The sequence below is a fragment of the Microbispora sp. NBC_01389 genome, assembly GCF_045040095.1.
Taxonomy (GTDB): domain Bacteria; phylum Actinomycetota; class Actinomycetes; order Streptosporangiales; family Streptosporangiaceae; genus Microbispora.
This window is the reverse complement of the sequence record NZ_CP109552.1, coordinates 6,482,501-6,502,095: the sequence shown is the minus strand read 5'-3', so window position 1 is coordinate 6,502,095 and position 19,595 is coordinate 6,482,501. Positions and strand designations below refer to the sequence as shown.

Here is a 19,595-nt window from a genome sequence, read left to right as displayed (position 1 = left end):
GCGTCGCCGCGACCGGAGTGCTCGCCTCGGGCGACCTCGCCGGGAAGCTGACCGTCGAGGGCGAGGACCCGATCACGGTCACCCCGCCGAGCTGGCGGCCCGACCTCACCGACCCGAACGACCTCGCGGAGGAGGTCATCCGGCTCGAAGGCTACGACCGCATCCCGTCGGTGCTGCCGCCCGCCCCGGTCGGCGGCGGGCTGACCGAGGAGCAGCGGCAGCGCCGCCGCGTCGGACGGGCGCTGGCCCACGCGGGATACGTCGAGGTGCTCGCCTACCCGTTCATGGGCCCGCGCGACCTCGACAACCTCCTGCTGCCGGAGCAGGACCCGCGCAGGCGGACGACCCGGCTGGTCAACCCGCTCAGCGAGGACGAGCCGTACATGCGGACCACGCTGCTGCCGGGGCTGCTGAAGACGCTGGTGCGCAACGTGGGCCGCGGGTTCGCCGACGTGGCGCTGTTCGAGTCGGGGCTGGTCTACCGGCCCGCTCCGGACGCGCCCGCGACGGCCCCGATCCTCCCGGTCGACCACCGGCCCTCGGAGGAGGACCTGGCGGCGATCGAGAGCGCGCTGCCGCGGCAGCCGTTCCGGGTGGCCGTGGTGCTCGCCGGGGAGTTCCACCGCTCCGGCTGGTGGGGTGAGGGCAGGCAGGCGACCTGGGCGGACGCCGTCGAGGCGGCCCGTACGGTCGCGCGGGCGGCCGGCGTCGAGCTCGCCGTACGGGCCGACCGGCACGAGCCCTGGCACCCCGGGCGCTGCGCCGCGCTGACCGTGCCGGACCCGGAGACCGGGGAGCAGGTCCTCGCCGGTCACGCCGGTGAGCTGCATCCCCGGGCGATCGAGGCGTACGGTCTGCCGCCGCGCACGTGCGCGATGGAGCTGGAGCTGTCGCTGCTGCGGCCCGCCGGGCCGGTGCAGACGCCTCCCGTGTCCGCCTACCCGGTGGCGACCCAGGACGTCGCGCTGACCGTTCCCGCCGCGACCCCGGTCGCGGAGGTGGCGGCGGCCCTGCGCGAGGGCGCGGGCGGCCTGCTGGAGTCGATCAGGCTGTTCGACGTCTACACTGGGCCGCAGGTGGGCGAGGGCAACAAGTCCCTGGCCTACACGCTGCGGTTCCGGGCGCCGGACCGCACGCTCACGGTCGAGGAGACCACGGCGGCGCGGGACGCCGCCGTCGCCCTCGCCGCCGAGCGCACCGGGGCCCACCTCCGCGGCGCCTGACGAGCACGATCGCGGGCGGGCGCCGGTCTGTCGCCGGCGCCCGCCCGCGGGCGTGTCACCTGCCGTACACCTCGAACGAGTAGAGCGATTGACGTGCTCTTCGGCATGAATGCCGAAGATCCAGCCTGCGCCGGGTGCACGGCACTTCTGCGGCTTCCTGCTTCATCGACCTGCGCCACATAGATGGTCTTACCGGGTCTCCACAGGCTTCCGAGCCTTGCGGCTCCGTTCCCGCCCGTCCGGCGGTACCTGACGTGGGCACGCTACCAGACGCCGATCAGCCCCGACGGTGGATCGGCTTTTCCTGGGATGACCCGCCCCACGGTCTTCGCCGAGCCGAGATCGACCTGGATGTACTGGTTGTTGCTCCATCCGCTGGCCCACCGGGTCGCCGGGTCTCCGTCCACCGCCCGCCCGGGCGCGTTGGAGCCCTCGGTGCTCGAGGCGCTCGCCGCACGGCCCAGCGCGAGGTCGCTCACGTCGTCGCCCCGGTGCGCCGGGAACGAGACCACCTGCTGGTAGGTCGGCCGGTTCTGCCAGGAGATCAGCGACTGCTTGATCCCGCCGAGTGGCGACTGCCGCACGGCGTCGGCGCACCACTGGTCCCCGGCGGCGCAGGAGTCGTCACCGGGGTAGGTCGTCGCCGCCGGTTCGGCCAGCGCGGCCGACAGGCTGTCCAGCAGGACCGTACGGCAGGCCGCCACGGTCGCGCCGCAGTACTTCGCGGGCAGGGGAGCGGTCACCGGGTCGCCCAGCACGGCCCGGATGTCCTTGTCGACGTAACCCCACCAGCCGTACTGGAACGCCGAGCCCTTGTGCGGTTGCGACTCGCCGGCCGACCCGGGCAGCGCGGAGGCGTCGCCCTGCTGGTGCCCGGACGGCGACTCGTTGATCTGCAGCGCCCCGGTCAGCGACTGGTAGAGCCCGTCGCCGAGGCCGGGCCGGAACTGCGCCCGCACCAGCTTCGGCCACCACGCGTCGAATATCCGGATCGCGTCGGCGTGCGCGTACGTCTTGCTGCCCTTGGCGGTCTCCTGCCGCCGGGCGCCCGCCTCGGCCCAGGCCGACAGCTTGGCGGCGGCGGAGGCCAGGGCGGGATCGGACCCGGACACGCTGCCGATCACCCGGAGCAGTTTCGGCAGCACCTTCCATCCGCGCAGGTCGGTGACGGCGGCCGAGGCCATGATCTTCACCACCCCCGCCCGGTCGACCGCGCCCGCGGACAGTGCGGCCCGCAGTGGCGCGTCGAGCAGGTCGGCGCGGTGCACCGGACCGAAGCTGAAGTTGCCGTCGGCCGCGCCGTAGTCCTTGGCCTGCTTGTTGTTCCAGCTCACGAAGTAGTCCTGGTTGACGGCCTGGGGGTGGGCCGAGGGCGGCGTGTAGGCCGCCGTGTTGACCGCCGGGTCGAAGCCGCTCCACTCGTGTGCCGCGTCGCCCGCCATCGGCAGGTTCGGATCGGACACCGCCGATCGCACCGGGACGTTGCCGGACATGAAGTACGCCGTATCGGCGGAGTTCACGTAGAACCAGTTGAAGGCGAAGCCGATTGTGGACGCCGAGTTCGTGAAGGCCGTCGGCGAGCCCATTTCGGCCGGGTCGTTGAACATCTGGAAGCCGATCGCGGAGTCCGTCTCGTGCTGGTAGGTCGAGCGCAGCGCCGTGAACGCCATCGGCACGCCGCCCGCCATCCCCCGCCAGGTCACCAGGCCGTACTTGGTCCGTTTGACGACGAGGTCGTAGGAGCCGGCAGCGGTGGAGTCGGCCGTGTTCGGCTTCCAGGAGTTGGTCTTCTTCAGCGTCTCCATGGCGGTGCACGTGCCGTGGTAGAGGTAGTGGTCCGATGACAGCGTGGGCGTGCCGCCGCTCGGGTCGCACAGCGTCACCGCGTACGTGTCGGTGATGTCCTCGGCGGCCGACGTGGCGCTCCAGGCGTAGTCGGTGCCGCGGCCGAGCAGCACGTAGAGGTTGAGCCCGGCGAAGGCCGCTCCCCGCGCCCGGACGCCGGGGCCGGACAGCTCCTCCAGCATGAGCAGTTGGGGCGCGAAGTAGCCGGTCTGCGGGCCGAACACGGCGATCGGGTGGCCGCCGGTCGCCTTGGCGGCCGAGACCACGAGCGCGTTCGACATGCCGGGCCGGGAGTTGTCCACGGTCAGTCCGGTCAGCGCGCTCGTGACCGCCGTCGTGGGGGAGGTCGCGCTGCCGGTCTCGTTCGCCGTGACGTCGACCGGGGCCGCCGTGCCCGCGTCGGGCAGCACGACGCCGGTGGCGCCGGACGGCGCCGCGCCGGAGGGGAAGCTCTGCCCGTCGTGCAGCGTGAGCACGGTCTCCGGGTCGTTCTGGGAACGGAAGGCCGCCCAGGCCCGGTCGCCCTCGGCGGCGCCGTACTTCGCCCGCGCGGCCACCCGTACGAGGGCGGACCGCATCTCCGCGCCGCCGCCCCCGCCGAACAGGCCGCCGATGACCCCGGAGACGGCGACCAGGTCGGTCATCGTGAAGTACCGCGGGCCTCCCGCGTTCGTGATCGCGTCGAGGTGGCCGGTGAGGACGTACTCGCCCGGGCAGTTGCGGGCGGACATGCAGCGGTCGATGTAGGCGTTGATCCCGGCGATGTAGTTCTGCACGTCGGAGTAGAGCTGGGTGCCGCGGCCGCCGGAGGTCCGCAGCCGGTCGATCTGGGCCTGGAGGTCGGCCTCCGTGTAGGGGGAGTTGCGCCAGACGCTCTGCTCCAGCTCCCGATTGCCTGCCGCGCCTCCGGCGAACGGCGTCAGCTCGCCCCGGCCGACGTGCCGCATGAGGTCCATGACCCACAGGCGGTCCTGGGCTCCGGCGTACCCGGCGCCGAACATCGTGCCCTCGCGGGTGGTGCCGGTCACGTGCGGCACGCCGGTGGCCTTGTCCCGGACGATCGTGACGTCCGATCGCGGGCTGACCGTGCTCTCGACCTGGTTCGCTGGCACGCCGAAGCCGCTGTCGCCGAAGAACGCGGAGATCTGCTCGTCGGTCAGCCCGGTGTAGCCGGAGATCAGGTCGGCGTACCTGCCGAGCTGGTCTTTGCTGTGGGCCGGGTAGGTGCCCAGGGTCTGGTTGCCCAGGATGTCCACGAGCGTGGCGTTGCCGTTCTGCCCGGGCGGCAGGAGGTCCGCGCACTGGCCCAGGCAGTAGTCGTCAGGCGGGTAGTAGGGGGCGGCGGTGGCCGTCGTCGCCGGCAGGCCGACGGCGACGAGGGCCAGCGCGGCGGCAGCGGTGATCGCCCGTCGAAGGCGCGCGTGCATGGGGGAACTTCCCTTCGTGGTGTCAGGGGGTGAAGGGATGGCGGGGTGGTGATGTCACACGCGCGTGAACGTGAGTCGGGCTCAACTCTGGACGATACGCGGGGGTCACCAGAGGAGCAATGCCGACTTTGCCGCGATCGTTGCAGAACCTGCAGATGGCAGTCAATGCGCGACCCGCTGCCGTTCGCGGAGCCGGAGCGTCCGGATAGGGGCCGTCGTGGTGGGGATCAGATGGGTTCGGGGCCTACAGTTCGTCGATCTCGGCGAGGTCGATGTCGGCGTCGAAGGGCACCGACACCTTGAGCCGGTCGTGGTAGATCCCGGTCAGCGCGTACGCGGCGGTGGCGGGGTCGAGTTCGTACACGTAGACCGTGGGCCGCCCGGACTGGTTCTCGATCCGCCAGAAGTGTGCGATCCCCGCCTCGGCGTAGAGCTGCGGCTTGCGCTTGCGGTCCCGCTCCTCGGACTCCGGTGAGACGACCTCCACAACCAGGGTCACATCACCGGCCTCGTACGCCGTCTGGTCCGGACCGCGATCCGCGTCCGCCTGAATGACGCACACGTCCGGCTCGGGCCGCTGACGCAGGTCGAGAATCACACTCATCTCACGACGTACGCGGAGCCCCGAGGGCAGATAGCGGCGCAGGCCGCTTGTGATGAGGTCGACGGCTCGTGGGTGGAAGGAGGCTTGGGGGCTGACGAAGACCAAGCTTCCATCGATCAACTCTGTGTGCGCGGGAAGGTGCGGCATGTGATCGAGGTCGGTGGCCCGGAATCCTTCCGGGGGAGGGAAAACCCAGCGCGGGACGCCACGAATGTCACTCATGGGCACTTCGCTCCACACCTCAGCCGTCATGCGCTCACCGTAGCAACGCGTGAGCGTCACGCGAAGTGATTCCCCGGCTGTCCCCTGCCGGAACGCGGGTTTTCCGTGACGGCGCCACGGTCGCGGAGCATACCCGGACAACGAGAAGGTGCGGCGCTCCCGGAGAGCTTCTCGCAGAGATCTCCGGAGAGCGCCGCATCGTTCCCGGCGGTCAGCCCACGCGAAAGGAGACCGACGGCCAGGTCCAGTTGCCGTTGTGTTTCGTGGCCCGCGGTGCGGCGGGGCGTCCGGCATCGCGGGCCACGGGTGGGGGCTATCGGGTCCAGGTCCACTTCTGGTTGGTGCCGCCGTGGCAGCTGTAGAGCTGGATCTTGGTGCCGTTGCCGGTGCCGGATCCGGCGGCGTCGAGGCACAACCCGGACTGGACGCCCTGGATGCTGCCGTCGGAGTTCACCCGCCACTTCTGGTTGTCGGCGCCCCAGCAGCTGTAGATCTGGACCTTCGCGCCGTTGCCGGTTCCCGCCGCGTCGAGGCACTTGCTGCCGTAGACCCGGATCTCACCGGCTGAAGTGGACGACCAGGTCTGGTTGCTCTGGCCGTTGCAGTCGTACAGCTGCACCTGCGTGCCGTCGGTCTGGCTCGCGTTGGGCACGTCCAGGCACCGGCCGGAGGCCGCTCCCTTGATCGACCCACTGCCGCCGCCGGGGTTCGTGGGTGTGGTGGTCGGCTGGCCGGTCGGTCCGCTGCCGTCGGGGGCGACGGCGCGTCCGGTGTTGGGGGAGATCATGCCGGGGCAGAGGTTGCGGCTGCGGAGGTTGGCGGCGATCTGGGAGATGGCGGAGACGGTGGTGGCGTACTGGTCGTGCATGAGGATGATCTGGCCGTTCTGGAGACGGCCGGCGGCTTGGACGATCTGGGCGGTGCTGGCGCCGTTCCAGTCCTGGGAGTCGACGTCCCAGATGATCTCTGTGAGGCCGAGTTGCTGTTCGACGGATTTGAGGGTGGAGTTGGTTTCGCCGTACGGGGGGCGGAAGAGTTTGGGTGCGGTGCCGGTGGCCTGCTGGATGGCCTGCTGGGTCCGCTGGAGTTCCGACTGGATCTGGGAGCTGTTCTGCTGGGTGAGGTGGGGGTGGGTGTAGCTGTGGTTGCCGACCCACATTCCGGCGTCGACCTGCGCCTTCACGAGTGAGGGGTTGTTCTGGGCGTTCTGCCCGATGTTGAACATGGTGGCGCGCAGGCCGTTTGCTTTGAGGGTGTTGAGCAGGTTGGTGGTGTTGCTGGGGTTGGGTCCGTCGTCGTAGGTGAGGCCGACGTACCCGGCGCTGCAGTCGGCGGCGTTGGCGGCGGTGGGGGACAGGGCCACGGTCGCCAGGGCCGCGGCGGCGACGCCCGCGAGCGCGGTGGCGAGGGTCTTGCGTAAACCGGGACGTCTCACGACGGGCACGGCGCTGTCGGCCATCTTTGCTCCTCCATTAGGAACTCTGATCGGGCGCAGGCGGCACGGTGCCCTGGTGGGGAGCGCCGCCCGGCCCCGGGGTTCGCCGGGGCCTCATTCTGGGAACTCACCCCGAAAAGTGTCAAAGACCTCCCAGAAATGTTTCAGTCCGATGCGTGATCAATCAGGTCTGGCCTGCGGAAACACCGATGAACTTTTCACGCCTTCAGGAACGCCTTTCGAGGGGCCGTCATCCAGCCGGGGGCCGCGCGATCTCTGGATTGAGCTGGAGGCCGCGTACGCCGCGCCGGCCCCGGGCCTGAAGGAGGAGGCATGGGCCTCACCTCGTACGGGACGAAGGCGCTGAGGCCCGGCTAGAGACCCAGGATCTCGTTGCGCAGGCGGGTCTTGAGCACCTTGCCGCCGGGGTTGCGCGGCAGTTCGGCCGCCCTGAACCAGAACCGGGAGGGCACCTTGAACGCCGCGATCCGGTCGCGCAGGAAGTCGCGCAGTTCCTCGCCGCCGGCCTCGGCGCCCGGCTTCAACCGGACCACCGCGCCGACCTGCTCGCCCATCTCGTCGTCCGGTACGCCGATCACGGCCACGTCGTCCACCGCCGGATGCTCGAACAGGGCGGCCTCGACCTCGGCGCAGTAGACGTTCTCGCCACCGCGGATGACCATGTCCTTGGCCCGGTCGACGATGTAGACGAAGCCGTCCTCGTCGACGCGGGCCAGGTCGCCGGTGTGCAGCCAGCCGTCCACGAACGTCTCGGCGGTGGCGTCCGGGCGGTTCCAGTAGCCGCCGATCACGATCGGCCCGCGCACGCACAGCTCGCCGACCTCGCCGGGCGGCAGTTCGGTGCCGTACGGGTCGCAGATCTTCACGTCCACCACCGCGAGCGGGCGGCCGATGCTGCCGGGCTTGGCCAGGTAGTCCCGGCCGCTGTTGTAGACGGCCAGCGCGGTCGTCTCGGTCATGCCGTACCCGTTCGCGGGTGTGCGCTCGGGAAGCGTCTCGGTGATCCGTTCCAGCAGCTTGGGCGGCGCGGGCGCCCCGCCGTACGAGATCGAGCCGAGCGACGAGATGTCGTGCCCGCCCAGGCCGGGATGGGACAGCAGCTGCCAGGCGTTGGTCGGGACGCCGCTCAGGATGGTGACCCGCTCGCGTTCGATGAGCTCCAGGGCCCGCTTGGGGTCCCACCTGTACATCAGCACGAGCCCGCCGCCGCTGAACATCGTGGTCATCAGTACGGCGAAGCACCCGGTGACGTGGAAGAGCGGCACGGTGAGCAGGGTGATCCTGCGCTTCCCGGCCGCGGACGACACGTCCCTGCCCGCGAGGGCCACGGTGCGCATCATCGCGTACGCCACGGTCATCGGAGCCTGGCCGAGGTTGCGGTGGCTGCCGAGCGCGCCCTTGGGGCTGCCGGTCGTGCCGGAGGTGTAGAAGATGGTCGCCGGGTCGTCGGGGCGGAGGTCGACCGGCGGCAGGGTCACGTCGGTGCGGACCTCGCCGAGGACGCCGGCCCAGTTGGCGCCCTCCCCGCGGGCGACGATCATGGGCAGGCCGCTGCCGGACATTCGCGCGGCGCGCTCGCCGTCGGCGATCACCAGTGTCGCGCCCGAGTCGCCGAGGGCGTACTCCAGTTCCTGCTCGGTCCACCAGGCGTTCAGCGGGACGGCGACCGCGCCGGCGGCGAGCACGGCGGAGAAGGAGACGATCCATTCGGGGTAGTTGCGCATGGCGAGGGCGACGCGGTCGCCGGCGCGCACGCCGTAGTCGTCCACGAGCCGGTTGGCGAGGGTCGCGACCAGCCGGAAGTGCTCCTCGTAGGTGATCCGCTCGTCCTCGTAGACGACGAACACCTTGTCGCCGTGGAACCGGGTTATCTCCAGGAGCGCGCGGAAGGTCGCGGGGGCGTGCTTCCACGCCCGGATCCTGCTGCCGCCGACCTCGATCTCCTCCATCTCGAAGAGCTGACCGGGGGCGGTGAGCTGGGCCTGGACCTGTTCATGCGTGATCGTCATGATGGAGGTGCTCCCGGATGAATACGTTAACCGGAGGTTTCACGATACCGACCGGTAGGTATGGCCGCCAGGTGTCCACCTCGCGAAACGCCGCTTGCATGCCCATGCCCGGCGGTGCATACTCTCTACACAAGCAAGAACATGAGGTTGTCTGCATAGCCATGCAGGGGAGTCTGGGGGGCCGATGAGGGCGGCGATCGCCGGAGCGAGCGGATACGCGGGGGGAGAGCTGCTCCGCCTGCTGCTGGGCCACCCCGCCGTCGAGATCGGCGCGCTCACCGCGGCGTCCAGCGCCGGCACGAGACTGGGCGCGCACCAGCCCCACCTGCCGTCCCTGGCCGGCCGGGTCATCGAGCAGACTACCCCGCAGGCGCTGACCGGGCACGACGTGGTCTTCCTCGCGCTGCCGCACGGTCAGTCGGCCGCTGTCGCGGCCGAACTCGGCGACGGCACGCTGGTCGTCGACTGCGGTGCCGACTTCCGGCTGGCCAGCGCGGCCGAGTGGACGGCCTTCTACGGAGGAGTCCATGCCGGCACCTGGCCCTACGGCCTGCCCGAACTGCCCGGCCTGCGGGAGATCCTGCGGGGCGCCCGGCGGATCGCCGTGCCCGGCTGCTACCCGACCGCCGCGACCCTGGCGCTGTTCCCCGCCTTCGCGGCCGGGCTCGCCGAGCCCGACGTGGTGGTGGTCGCGGCCAGCGGCACCTCCGGGGCGGGGCGCGCGCCCAAGGCCAACCTGCTCGGCAGCGAGGTCATGGGCTCGGTCGGCGCGTACGGAGTGGGCGGGGTCCACCGGCACACGCCGGAGATGGAGCAGAACCTGTCGGCGGTCGCCGGGCGGCCCGTCCGCGTGTCGTTCACGCCGACCCTCGCGCCCATGAGCCGCGGGATCCTCGCCACCTGTACGGCTCCCGCCACCTCCGGGACGACCCCCGCCGCCGTGCGCGAGGCGTACGAGGCGGCGGTCAAGGACGAGCCGTTCCTCCACCTCCTGCCCGAGGGCCTGTGGCCGGCGACCGCGATGACCGTCGGGTCGAACACCGCGGTCCTGCAGGTCGCGCTGGACCAGCGGGCCGGGCGGATCGTGGCCGTCATCGCCATCGACAACCTCACCAAGGGCACCGCGGGTGGCGCGATCCAGAGCGCCAACCTCGCGCTGGGTCTTCCGGAAGAACTCGGCCTTCCCACCAATGGAGTCGCCCCGTGAGCAAGATCTCCCCTTCCGAGGAGCGTGCATGAGTGTCACCGCACCCCTGGGCTTCCGTGCCGCCGGGGTCGTCGCCGGAATCAAGAGCGGCGGCGCCCGCGACCTCGCCCTGGTCGTGAACGACGGCCCCTCGCGGGCCGCGGCGGGGGTCTTCACCCGCAACCGGTTCAAGGCCGCGCCGGTCCTGTGGTCCGCCCAGGTTCTCGACGGCGGGCGGGTCAGGGCGGTCGTGCTGAACTCCGGCGGCGCCAACGCCTGCACCGGCCCGCTGGGCTTCCAGGACACCCACGCCACCGCGGAGAAGGCGGCCGAGGTCCTCGGCGACTCCGCCGCCGAGATCGCGGTGTGCTCGACCGGGCTGATCGGCGAGAGGCTGCCGCTCGACGCGCTGCTCGGCGGCGTGGGAACCGCGGCGGCCCAGCTCAGCCGGGACGGCGGGCTGGCCGCAGCCGACGCGATCCGGACCACCGACACCGTCGGCAAGATCTCCTTCCGTCGTGGCGAGGGGGGTTACATGGTGGGCGGCATGGCCAAGGGCGCGGGGATGCTCGCGCCCGGCCTGGCCACCATGCTCTGCGTGCTGACCACCGACGCCGATCTCACGTCCGAGGAACTCGACACGGTGCTGCGCAAGGCGACGTCGGTGACGTTCGACCGGCTCGACACCGACGGCTGCATGTCCACCAACGACACCGTGCTGCTGCTCGCCAGCGGCGCGTCCGGCGTGCGCCCCGATCTCGCCGAGTTCGAGAAGGTCGTCACCTCCGTCTGCGCCGACCTGTCCCGGCAGCTTCTGGTGGACGCCGAGGGCGCCACCAAGGCGATCGCCATCGAGGTCGTCGGCGCGGCGTCGGAGGACGACGCGGTGGCGGTGGGCCGGGCCGTGGCCCGCTCGAACCTGCTGAAGTGCGCGATCCACGGCGAGGACCCCAACTGGGGCCGGGTGGTCAGCGCGGTCGGCACCACCGATGCGGGCTTCGAGGCCGAGCGGGTCAACGTGGCCGTCAACGGCATCTGGATCTGCAGGGGAGGCGCGGCGGGCGACGACCGCTCGAAGGTGGACCTGCGCCCGCGCGACGTGACCATCACGATCGACCTGTCCGCCGGGCCGCACAGTGCGACCGTGCACACCACCGACCTCACGGCGGCCTACGTGCACGAGAACTCGGCGTACTCGTCATGAGCGTCCGACGCAACGGCGCCCTCGACAAGGCGCACACGCTGATCGAGGCCCTGCCCTGGCTCTCCCGCTTCCACGGCGCGACCGTCGTGATCAAGTACGGCGGGAACGCGATGACCAAGGAGCACCTGCGGGAGAAGTTCGCCGCCGACGTGGTCTTCCTGCGGTACGCGGGCCTGCGGCCGGTCATCGTGCACGGCGGCGGACCGCAGATCCAGTCGCACCTCGACCTGCTCGGGATCGACAGCCACTTCGTGTCCGGCCTGCGGGTGACCACCCCCGAGGCCATGCAGGTCGTCCGGATGGTCCTCGTGGGGCAGGTCAACCGCGACGTCGTGGGCCTGATCAACGGACACGGTCCGTTCGCGGTCGGGATGTCCGGCGAGGACGCCCACCTGTTCACGGCCGAGCGCAAGCACGTGACGGTCGACGGCGTCAAGGTCGACATCGGGCAGGTGGGGGAGATCGTCCGCGTCGAGGCCGGAGCCGTGCGGGCTCTGCTGGACGACGGGCGCATCCCGGTGGTGTCCTCGGTGGCCCGCGGTGAAGACGGCGGGATCTACAACGTCAACGCCGACACCGCGGCCGCGGCACTCGCCGTCGCGCTCAAGGCGTCGAAACTGATCGTCCTGACCGACGTCGAGGGGCTGTACGCGGACTGGCAGCCTCCGGAAGAGGGCGAGGAACCAGGCTCGGGCCTGGAGGTCGTCAGCCGGATCACCGCCTCTGAACTCGCCGCGCTGCTGCCCTCGCTGTCCAGCGGGATGGTGCCGAAGATGGAGGCGTGCCTGAAGGCCGTGCGCGGCGGCGTCCCGCAGGCGCATGTGCTCGACGGGCGGGTGCCGCACGCCCTGCTGCTGGAGGTCTTCACCGACGAGGGAATAGGCACGATGGTCGAGCCGGACGCGGACCCGGAGACGGACGGCCGGAGCCCCGCGGAGGTCGCGGACGGCGTCGTGAGCGGAGGAGATGCCAGGTGAGCGGCAACGACGAACTGCGCGAACGTTTCGCGTCGGCGTTCATGCACAACTACGGGGTGCCGCCCGTCGCCCTGACGCGCGGCGAGGGCTGCGCGGTCTGGGACGTGGACGGGCGCCGCTACCTCGACCTGATCGGCGGCATCGCGGTGAGCTCGCTCGGGCACGGCCATCCGGCCCTGGTCGAAGCGGTGTCGCGGCAGGTCGCCACGCTCGCCCACACCTCGAACCTGTTCCTGCACGAGCAGGAGGTGCTGCTCGCCGAGAGGCTGCGCACCCTGCTCGGGGAGCCGGCCCGGGTCTTCCTGGCCAACTCCGGCACCGAGGCCAACGAGGCCGCGCTGAAGATCGCCATCAAGTACGGCCGGACGCACGGCCGGGGTTACATGGTGGCGGCCGAGAACGGCTTCCACGGCCGCACGCTCGGCGCGCTGTCACTCACCGGCAAGCAGTCCATCCGCGACCAGTTCGGCCCGTTCCCGCTGGACGTGCGGTTCGTTCCGTACGGCGACGCGGACGCGCTCAAGAACGCCGTGACCGACGACTGCGCCGCGGTCTTCCTGGAACCCACGCAGGGCGAGGCCGGGGTCGTCCCGCCGCCGGAGGGCTACTTCCGCGCGGCCAGGGAGATCTGCTCCGCCACCGGCGCACTCCTGGTCGCCGACGAGATCCAGTCGGCCGTCGGCCGCACCGGGCACTGGTTCGCCCACCAGGCGGAGGGAGTCGTCCCCGACATCGTGACGCTGGCCAAGGGGCTCGGCGGGGGCATGCCGATCGGGGCCTGCCTCGGCCTTGGAGAGGCCGGCGAGGTCTTCGCCAAGGGAGACCACGGCTCGACCTTCGGCGGCAACCCGGTCTCGTGCGCCGCGGCGCTGGCGGTGCTCGGCACCATCGAGCGCGACGGCCTGCTCGGCAACGCCGTGCGTGTGGGAGCGCTCCTCTCGGAGGGCGTCACCGCGGTGCGGCACCCGCTGCTCAAGGGCGTGAGAGGGCGCGGACTGTGGCTCGCCGCCGTGCTGACCGCTCCCAAGTCGGCACAGGTGCAGGCCGCGGCCCAGGAAGCCGGCTTCCTGGTCAACGCACTGCAGCCCGACGCGGTCCGGCTCGCGCCGCCGCTTGTGATCACCGAGTCCGACGCGCGGACCTTCCTCGACGCGCTGCCCGGCATCCTGGAGGCCGCCGATGCCTGACATCCCGATGAACACCGCCGCCAACCCGGCGCCTGACGCCATCGTGCCGCGGGTTCGGCATTTCCTCCGTGACGACGACCTGTCCCCCCAGGAGCAGGCGCAGGTGCTCGACCTCGCCGAGGCGATGAAGAAGGACCGGTTCGGTTACCGGCCGTTCGAAGGCCCCCGGGCGGTCGCGCTCCTCTTCGACAAGCCGTCGACCCGGACCCGCGCCTCGTTCTCGGTGGGCGTGGCAGAGCTGGGCGGGCTGCCACTGATCATGGATGGCGGCACCTCGCAGATGGGACGCGGCGAGCCCGTCGAGGACACCGCGCGGGTGCTGTCGCGGCAGGTCGCGGCGATCGTCTGGCGCACGGGAGGCCAGGAGCGCATCGAGACGATGGCGGCCTACTCGTCGGTGCCGGTGGTGAACTCGCTGACCGACGAGTTCCATCCCTGCCAGATCCTCGCCGACCTGCAGACGATCCGGGAGCACAAGGGCACGGCCGGCGGGCTGACGCTCGCCTACCTGGGCGACGGCGCCAACAACATGGCGCACTCCTACCTCCTGGGCTGCGCCATGGCCGGGATGCACGTCCGGATCGGGGCGCCCGCGGGTTACCTGCCCGACGCCGCGGTGCTGGACCGGGCGGCCGAGATCGCGGCGGCCACCGGGGGATCGGTCGTGGCGCTCAGCGATCCCGAGGCGGCCACGGCCGGGGCGCATGTGATCGCCACCGACACCTGGGTTTCGATGGGTCAGGACGGCAAGGAAGAGCGGGTGGCGGCGTTCACGCCCTACCAGGTGAACACGGCCCTGCTCGCCCTGGCCGACGCCGACGCGATCGTGCTGCACTGCCTGCCGGCGTACCGGGGGCTGGAGATCACCGCCGACGTCATCGACGGACCGCGCAGCGTCGTGTGGGATCAGGCGGAGAACCGGCTGCACGCACAGAAGGCGCTGCTGCACTGGCTCGCGACGCGGAGCGCGGAGGGGCTGTGAGCATCCCGCTCACCAAGGCGGCCCGGCACGCCAGGATCGTCGAGTTGCTGACCCGGCACAAGGTCCGCTCGCAGCCCGAGCTGGCCAGGCTGCTGGCCGAGCAGGGGGTGGAGGTGACCCAGGCCACGCTCTCCCGCGATCTCGACGAGCTCGGCGCGCTCAAGCTGCGGGCCGACGACGGCACTCTGGTCTACGCGCTGCCCGGTGAGGGCGGCGGCCGGATCCCGATCTACCGGGCCGGCGTCGCCAACGGCTTCACCGAGAACCCCGACGCGCGCCTGCGCAGGATCGCCGAGGAGCTCCTGGTGTCGGCGGAGGCATCCGCCAACCTGGTGATCCTCCGTACGCCTCCGGGAGCGGCCCAGTTCCTCGCCTCGGCCGTCGACCACGCGGGCTGGGACTCGATCCTCGGCACGGTGGCCGGTGACGACACGATTCTCGTGATCAGCAGGAGCCCTACGGGAGGGCAGGCGCTGGCGGAATCCCTGCTCAGCCTGGCCACCCGCAGGACGCCTGACGTGACCAGGCACAAGCTCACCGCCGACCTCCATGATCACACGCATGGAGACGACGAAGCGTGACGGTGCGTGACCCGGACCGTGTGCGGGAACCGGGCCGTCCGTCGGCTAAGGTCGCGGATTAGCCGCACGAGGATCCAACATCAGGATCCACCACGGGGATCCACCACGGGGATCCTCATGGAGAAACGCGCCGAGGGCTCGTCCAGGGGACGACCGGAATGGCGTGGGATCTCCGTACGAGGGCTCCTGCGGAAACGCACGCGGTCACCTTTGTCGGCAGAGATTCGGAATTCGGAGGGAGAACACGGTGGCGGACAACAAGCCGATGCGGCTCTGGGGTGGCAGGTTCGAGGGGGGACCCGCGGACGCCCTAACGCGCCTGTCGGTGAGTGTGCAGTTCGACTGGCGGCTCGCGCCGTACGATCTGCTGGCTTCACGCGCGCACGCACGCGTGCTGCACCGCGCCGGCCTGCTGACGCAGGAGGAGCTCGACCGCATGCTGGGCGCGCTCGACGATCTCGACCGGGCCTGCCGCAAAGGGGAGTTCCGTCCCACGGTCGCCGACGAGGACGTGCACACCGCGCTGGAGCGCGGCCTGCTGGAGCGGCTCGGCTCGCTGGGCGGCAAGCTCCGGGCCGGTCGCAGCCGCAACGACCAGGTCGCGACCGACCTGCGCCTCTACCTGCGTGACCATGTCCGCACGATCGTCTCCAGGCTGGTCGAACTGGAGACCGCGCTGATCAGCCAGGCCGAGGAGAACGCCGACGTCGCGGCGCCCGGCATGACACACCTGCAGCACGCCCAGCCGGTGTCGTTCGGGCACCAGCTTCTCGCCCACGTCCACCCGCTGACCCGCGACGTGGACCGGCTGCGGGACTGGGACAGGCGCGCGGCGGTCTCGCCGCTGGGTTCCGGCGCGCTGGCCGGTTCCTCGCTGCCGCTCGACCCCGCCGCGGTCGCCGCCGAGCTCGGGTTCGACGCCCCCGCGCCGAACTCGATGGACGCGGTCGCCGACCGTGACTTCGCCGCCGAGTTCCTGTTCTGCGCGGCCATGATCGGTGTGCACATCTCCCGGCTCGGCGAGGAGATCGTGCTGTGGGCCTCGCAGGAGTTCCGGTGGATCGAGGTGGACGACGCCTACTCCACCGGGTCCTCGATCATGCCGCAGAAGAAGAACCCCGACGTCGCCGAGCTGGCCAGGGGCAAGAGCGGCCGCCTGATCGGCGCGCTGATGTCGCTGCTGACGACGCTGAAGGGCCTGCCGCTCACCTACAACCGCGACCTCCAGGAGGACAAGGAGCCGGTCTTCGACGCCGTCGACACCCTGCTCCTGGTGCTCCCGGCCGTGTCGGGCATGATCGCCACCATGCGGGTCAACAAGGCCAAGCTGGAGACCAGCGCGCCCGACGGGTTCGCGCTGGCGACCGACCTCGCCGAACTGCTGGTCCGCCGCGGCGTCCCGTTCCGGGACGCGCACGAGGCCGTCGGCCACCTGGTGGTGTGGTGCCAGGTGAACGACAAGGACCTCGGCGAGCTCACGGACGAGGAACTGGCGAAGGTCTCACCGCACTTCGCGGTGGACGAGAGGGGCGCGAGCGTCCGTGACGTGCTGAACGTGCACGGCGCGCTGGCCGCCCGCAGCGCCTTCGGCGGCACCGCGCCCGACCGGGTCCGCGACCAGGTCGCGAACCTCCGGGAGATCGTCGACGGCCAGGCGGCATGGGCGAACGAGAACTGATCGACGGCGTCGCGGGCGAGCCGCTCGGCCGCGACTTCTTCGACCGCCCGTCGGAGGTGGTCGCCCCCGATCTGCTCGGCCGGGTGGTCGCGCACGGGTCGGTGGCGGTCCGGCTGAGCGAGGTCGAGGCGTACGGCGGCCCGGGGCAGGACCCGGCCTCTCACACCTACCGGGGGCGCACACCGCGCAACGCCGTCATGTTCGGGGAGCCGGGACACCTCTACGTCTACTTCACGTACGGGATGCACTACTGCGCCAACCTCGTGTGCATGCCCGCGGGCACCGGCTCGGCCGTCCTGCTACGGGCGGGCGAAGTGGTCGCGGGCGTGCACACCGCCCGCATCCGCCGCATGCCGCACGCCGGCGGCCCCGGGATGGAGGGCCTGGCGCGCCGGGTCCCCGACCGGGACCTCGCCCGGGGACCGGCCCGGCTCACGGTGGCTCTCGGCCTGGTCAGGGAGCACAACGGAACGGACTGCTGCTCGGGCGGCCCCATCCGGGTGCACGAGGGCCGGCCGGTGCCGCCCGCCCAAGTGAGGACGGGCCCGCGCACCGGCGTGTCCGCCGGCGCCGACACGCCCTGGAGGTTCTGGATCGACGGTGACCCCACCGTGTCTCCGTACCGCGCGCACGTTCCCCGACGCCGTGGCCGAACCGCACGCTGACGCCTCGCTATGAAGTGGCGATAGGGTTCCGTGATCAGGCAGGCTTGTACGGAAGCCCGTACACCCACCATCGACAAGCGAAAGCCACGACCGTGACCGTAACTTCAGGCAATCTCGTGCCGACGTCGGAGATGGGTGACATCCTCGACGAACTCGAGTGGCGCGATGTGATCGCGCAGACCACCGACATCGACGCGCTGCGCAAGGCGCTCGCCGACGGTCCGATCACCGTGTATGCGGGCTTCGACCCGACCGCGCCCTCGCTGCACGTGGGCAACCTCGCGACCCTGCTCATCCTGACCCGCTTCCAGCGAGCGGGACACCGCCCGATCGGCCTGGTCGGCGGCGCGACGGGTCTGATCGGGGACCCGAGCGGGCGCAGCACGGAGCGGGCGCTCAACTCCAGCGACATCGTCGCCGAATGGGTGTCCCGCATCCGGGTGCAGGTCGAGAAGTTCCTCACCTTCGACGAGGGGCCCACCGCGGCCACGCTGGTCAGCAACCTGGACTGGACGGCGGAGCTGAGCGCGATCGACTTCCTGCGCGACGTCGGCAAGCACTTCCCGGTAAACCGGATGCTCGCCAGGGAGTCGGTCTCCGCGCGGCTGGCCGGCGAGGGACTCAGCTACACCGAGTTCAGCTACCAGATCCTGCAGGCCAACGACTACCTGGAGCTGTACCGCCGCCACGGGTGCACGCTCCAGCTCGGCGGCAGCGACCAGTGGGGCAACATCACCGCGGGTGTCGATCTCATCCGGCGGGTGGAGAGCGCCCATGTCCACGCGCTCACCGGCAAGCTGATCACGAAGGCGGACGGCACCAAGTTCGGCAAGACGGCCGGCGGCGCCGTGTGGCTCGACCCCGCGCTGACCTCGCCGTACGCGTTCTACCAGTACTGGCTCAACGCCGACGACCGGGACATCGTGCGGTTCCTCAAGGTCTTCACCTTCCGTACGAGGGAGGAGATCGAGGAGCTGGAGAAGGCGGTGGCGGAACGGCCGGCGGCCCGCGCGGCGCAGCGCGCGCTGGCCGAGGACCTGACGACCCTGGTGCACGGCGCCGACGAGCTCGCCCGGGTGATCGCCGCCTCGCGTGCGCTGTTCGGGCAGGGTTCGCTCACGGAACTGGACGCCCGGACGCTGGAGTCGGCCCTCGCGGAGGTGCCGAAGGCGGCTGTGCCGGCCCTGGGGGCGTCGTACGTCGACCTGCTCGCGCAGAGCGGGCTCGTCGAGTCCAAGTCAGCGGCGCGCCGGGCCGTGAAGGAGGGCGGCGCGTACCTCAACAACACCAAAATCACCGATGAGGAGTACGTGCCCTCGGCGGACGACCTGCTGCACGGCCGGTTCCTCGTGCTTCGGCGCGGCAAGAAGACCGTCGGCGGCATCGAGGTCGCCTGATCGTCCGTATGTCGATCGCCCGGAGCCGTCCCGGTCCACCTGTCCGGGGCGGCTCTTTCGTGGTCAAGGTTCGTTGTGGCGCAGGTAACAATCTTGTGGCCTCGGCGGCAGTGATTGCCCGAAGTTGCGGTCTGGCCTGGGGTTTTGGCCATCTCGGCGTGATTTGACGGCCGGGCGGACGTTGCATAATGTTTCCCTTGCCCCCGGGGAGAGCGGGACGCCGAAAGGTGGCCGGACCCCGACGGGCAAGCCACTCCGACAACCACCAAGACGAGGCGCTCGCGCCGGATCCGGGTCGTCTGCGGCACGGCGGAACCGAGAGGTTTGACGTGAGGCGGGCGAGGGTTTAAGATGGAGTGGTTGCCCCGAAAGGGGAAGGTCACTCTGACAAGAGCATCGGCCGAGATCGTATGACTCACTTCGGGTCTGCGACGCGGTGATCGCCGAAGAGTCGGCTGGACGGAAGTAATCGCCCTGGATCTCGGGACCTGTCACGGGTTTCGAGTGATGGTGGTCGCGTCCGTTTCTTGAGAACTCAACAGTGTGCTAAAAGCCAGTGCATGAATCATGCATGACCCCGTCACCGTTGTTGGTGGCGGATTCCTTTGACGGTGCCCTTTCCTTAGCCGGGGGGTGCCGGCCATGGGTTCACTTTTCAGACATTGTTTGGAGAGTTTGATCCTGGCTCAGGACGAACGCTGGCGGCGTGCTTAACACATGCAAGTCGAGCGGAAAGGCCCTTCGGGGTACTCGAGCGGCGAACGGGTGAGTAACACGTGAGTAACCTGCCCCTGACTCTGGGATAAGCCTGGGAAACTGGGTCTAATACCGGATACGACCATTTCTCGCATGTGATGGTGGTGGAAAGTTTTTTCGGTTGGGGATGGGCTCGCGGCCTATCAGCTTGTTGGTGGGGTGATGGCCTACCAAGGCGACGACGGGTAGCCGGCCT

At 70.6% G+C, this 19,595-nt stretch carries 13 protein-coding genes, 1 rRNA gene and 1 pseudogene (1 of these 15 cut by a window edge); 11 read left to right on the top strand and 4 right to left on the bottom strand.

The features are described 5' to 3' along the window. Positions 1 to 65: 65 nt before the first annotated feature. Positions 66 to 1,223 (top strand): annotated as a pseudogene (locus OG344_RS28670) (phenylalanine--tRNA ligase subunit beta); the annotation flags it as partial. Between the two features lie 263 nt (positions 1,224 to 1,486). Here OG344_RS28670 and OG344_RS28665 read toward each other — a convergent pair. The 4 genes from OG344_RS28665 to OG344_RS28650 all read right to left on the bottom strand — a co-directional run bounded on the left by OG344_RS28665 (position 1,487) and on the right by OG344_RS28650 (position 8,786). After that, positions 1,487 to 4,495: a penicillin acylase family protein gene (locus OG344_RS28665; RefSeq protein WP_405085746.1), complete on the bottom strand. Its 3,009-nt coding sequence runs from the start codon at positions 4,493 to 4,495 to the stop codon at positions 1,487 to 1,489. Between the two features lie 244 nt (positions 4,496 to 4,739). Continuing rightward, entirely contained in the window at positions 4,740 to 5,246 is a 507-nt protein-coding gene (locus OG344_RS28660; RefSeq protein WP_405089188.1) for a Uma2 family endonuclease, read from the bottom strand. Between the two features lie 388 nt (positions 5,247 to 5,634). Further along, a complete protein-coding gene (locus tag OG344_RS28655) occupies positions 5,635 to 6,780 on the bottom strand; it encodes a polysaccharide deacetylase family protein (protein WP_405085745.1) in 1,146 nt (381 codons plus the stop codon). Positions 6,781 to 7,130: 350 nt separating this feature from the next. After that, entirely contained in the window at positions 7,131 to 8,786 is a 1,656-nt protein-coding gene (locus OG344_RS28650) for a class I adenylate-forming enzyme family protein (protein ID WP_405085744.1), read from the bottom strand. 184 nt (positions 8,787 to 8,970) lie between these two features. Here OG344_RS28650 and argC point away from each other — a divergent pair, with 184 nt between their 5' ends. The 10 genes from argC to OG344_RS28600 all read left to right on the top strand — a co-directional run. Then, positions 8,971 to 9,993, top strand: coding sequence for an N-acetyl-gamma-glutamyl-phosphate reductase (gene argC, locus OG344_RS28645; protein ID WP_405085743.1), 1,023 nt, complete (start codon positions 8,971 to 8,973; stop codon positions 9,991 to 9,993). 28 nt (positions 9,994 to 10,021) lie between these two features. Beyond that, a complete protein-coding gene (gene argJ / locus OG344_RS28640) occupies positions 10,022 to 11,176 on the top strand; it encodes a bifunctional glutamate N-acetyltransferase/amino-acid acetyltransferase ArgJ (RefSeq protein WP_405085742.1) in 1,155 nt (384 codons plus the stop codon). Continuing rightward, positions 11,173 to 12,153, top strand: coding sequence for an acetylglutamate kinase (gene argB / locus OG344_RS28635; RefSeq protein ID WP_405085741.1), 981 nt, complete (start codon positions 11,173 to 11,175; stop codon positions 12,151 to 12,153). Before argJ ends, argB begins: the two co-directional genes overlap by 4 nt. Then, entirely contained in the window at positions 12,150 to 13,340 is a 1,191-nt protein-coding gene (locus OG344_RS28630; protein WP_405085740.1) for an acetylornithine transaminase, read from the top strand. The genes argB and OG344_RS28630 overlap by 4 nt, the downstream gene beginning before the upstream one ends. Before the next feature lie 7 nt (positions 13,341 to 13,347). Further along, positions 13,348 to 14,322 (top strand): ornithine carbamoyltransferase, encoded by a 975-nt coding sequence (gene argF, locus OG344_RS28625; protein ID WP_405089187.1) that lies wholly within the window; start codon positions 13,348 to 13,350, stop codon positions 14,320 to 14,322. Then, positions 14,319 to 14,903 (top strand): arginine repressor, encoded by a 585-nt coding sequence (locus tag OG344_RS28620; protein ID WP_405085739.1) that lies wholly within the window; start codon positions 14,319 to 14,321, stop codon positions 14,901 to 14,903. Before argF ends, OG344_RS28620 begins: the two co-directional genes overlap by 4 nt. Positions 14,904 to 15,168: 265 nt before the next feature. Next, positions 15,169 to 16,581, top strand: coding sequence for an argininosuccinate lyase (gene argH / locus OG344_RS28615; protein WP_405089186.1), 1,413 nt, complete (start codon positions 15,169 to 15,171; stop codon positions 16,579 to 16,581). Then, the gene (locus tag OG344_RS28610) at positions 16,563 to 17,246 is read left to right on the top strand and encodes a DNA-3-methyladenine glycosylase (protein ID WP_405085738.1); all 684 of its coding nucleotides are present in this window, start codon (positions 16,563 to 16,565) and stop codon (positions 17,244 to 17,246) included. Before argH ends, OG344_RS28610 begins: the two co-directional genes overlap by 19 nt. Positions 17,247 to 17,377: 131 nt before the next feature. Further along, entirely contained in the window at positions 17,378 to 18,643 is a 1,266-nt protein-coding gene (gene tyrS / locus OG344_RS28605; protein ID WP_405089185.1) for a tyrosine--tRNA ligase, read from the top strand. 663 nt (positions 18,644 to 19,306) lie between these two features. Then, positions 19,307 to 19,595 (top strand): 16S ribosomal RNA (locus OG344_RS28600) (it continues 1,233 nt past the right edge of the window).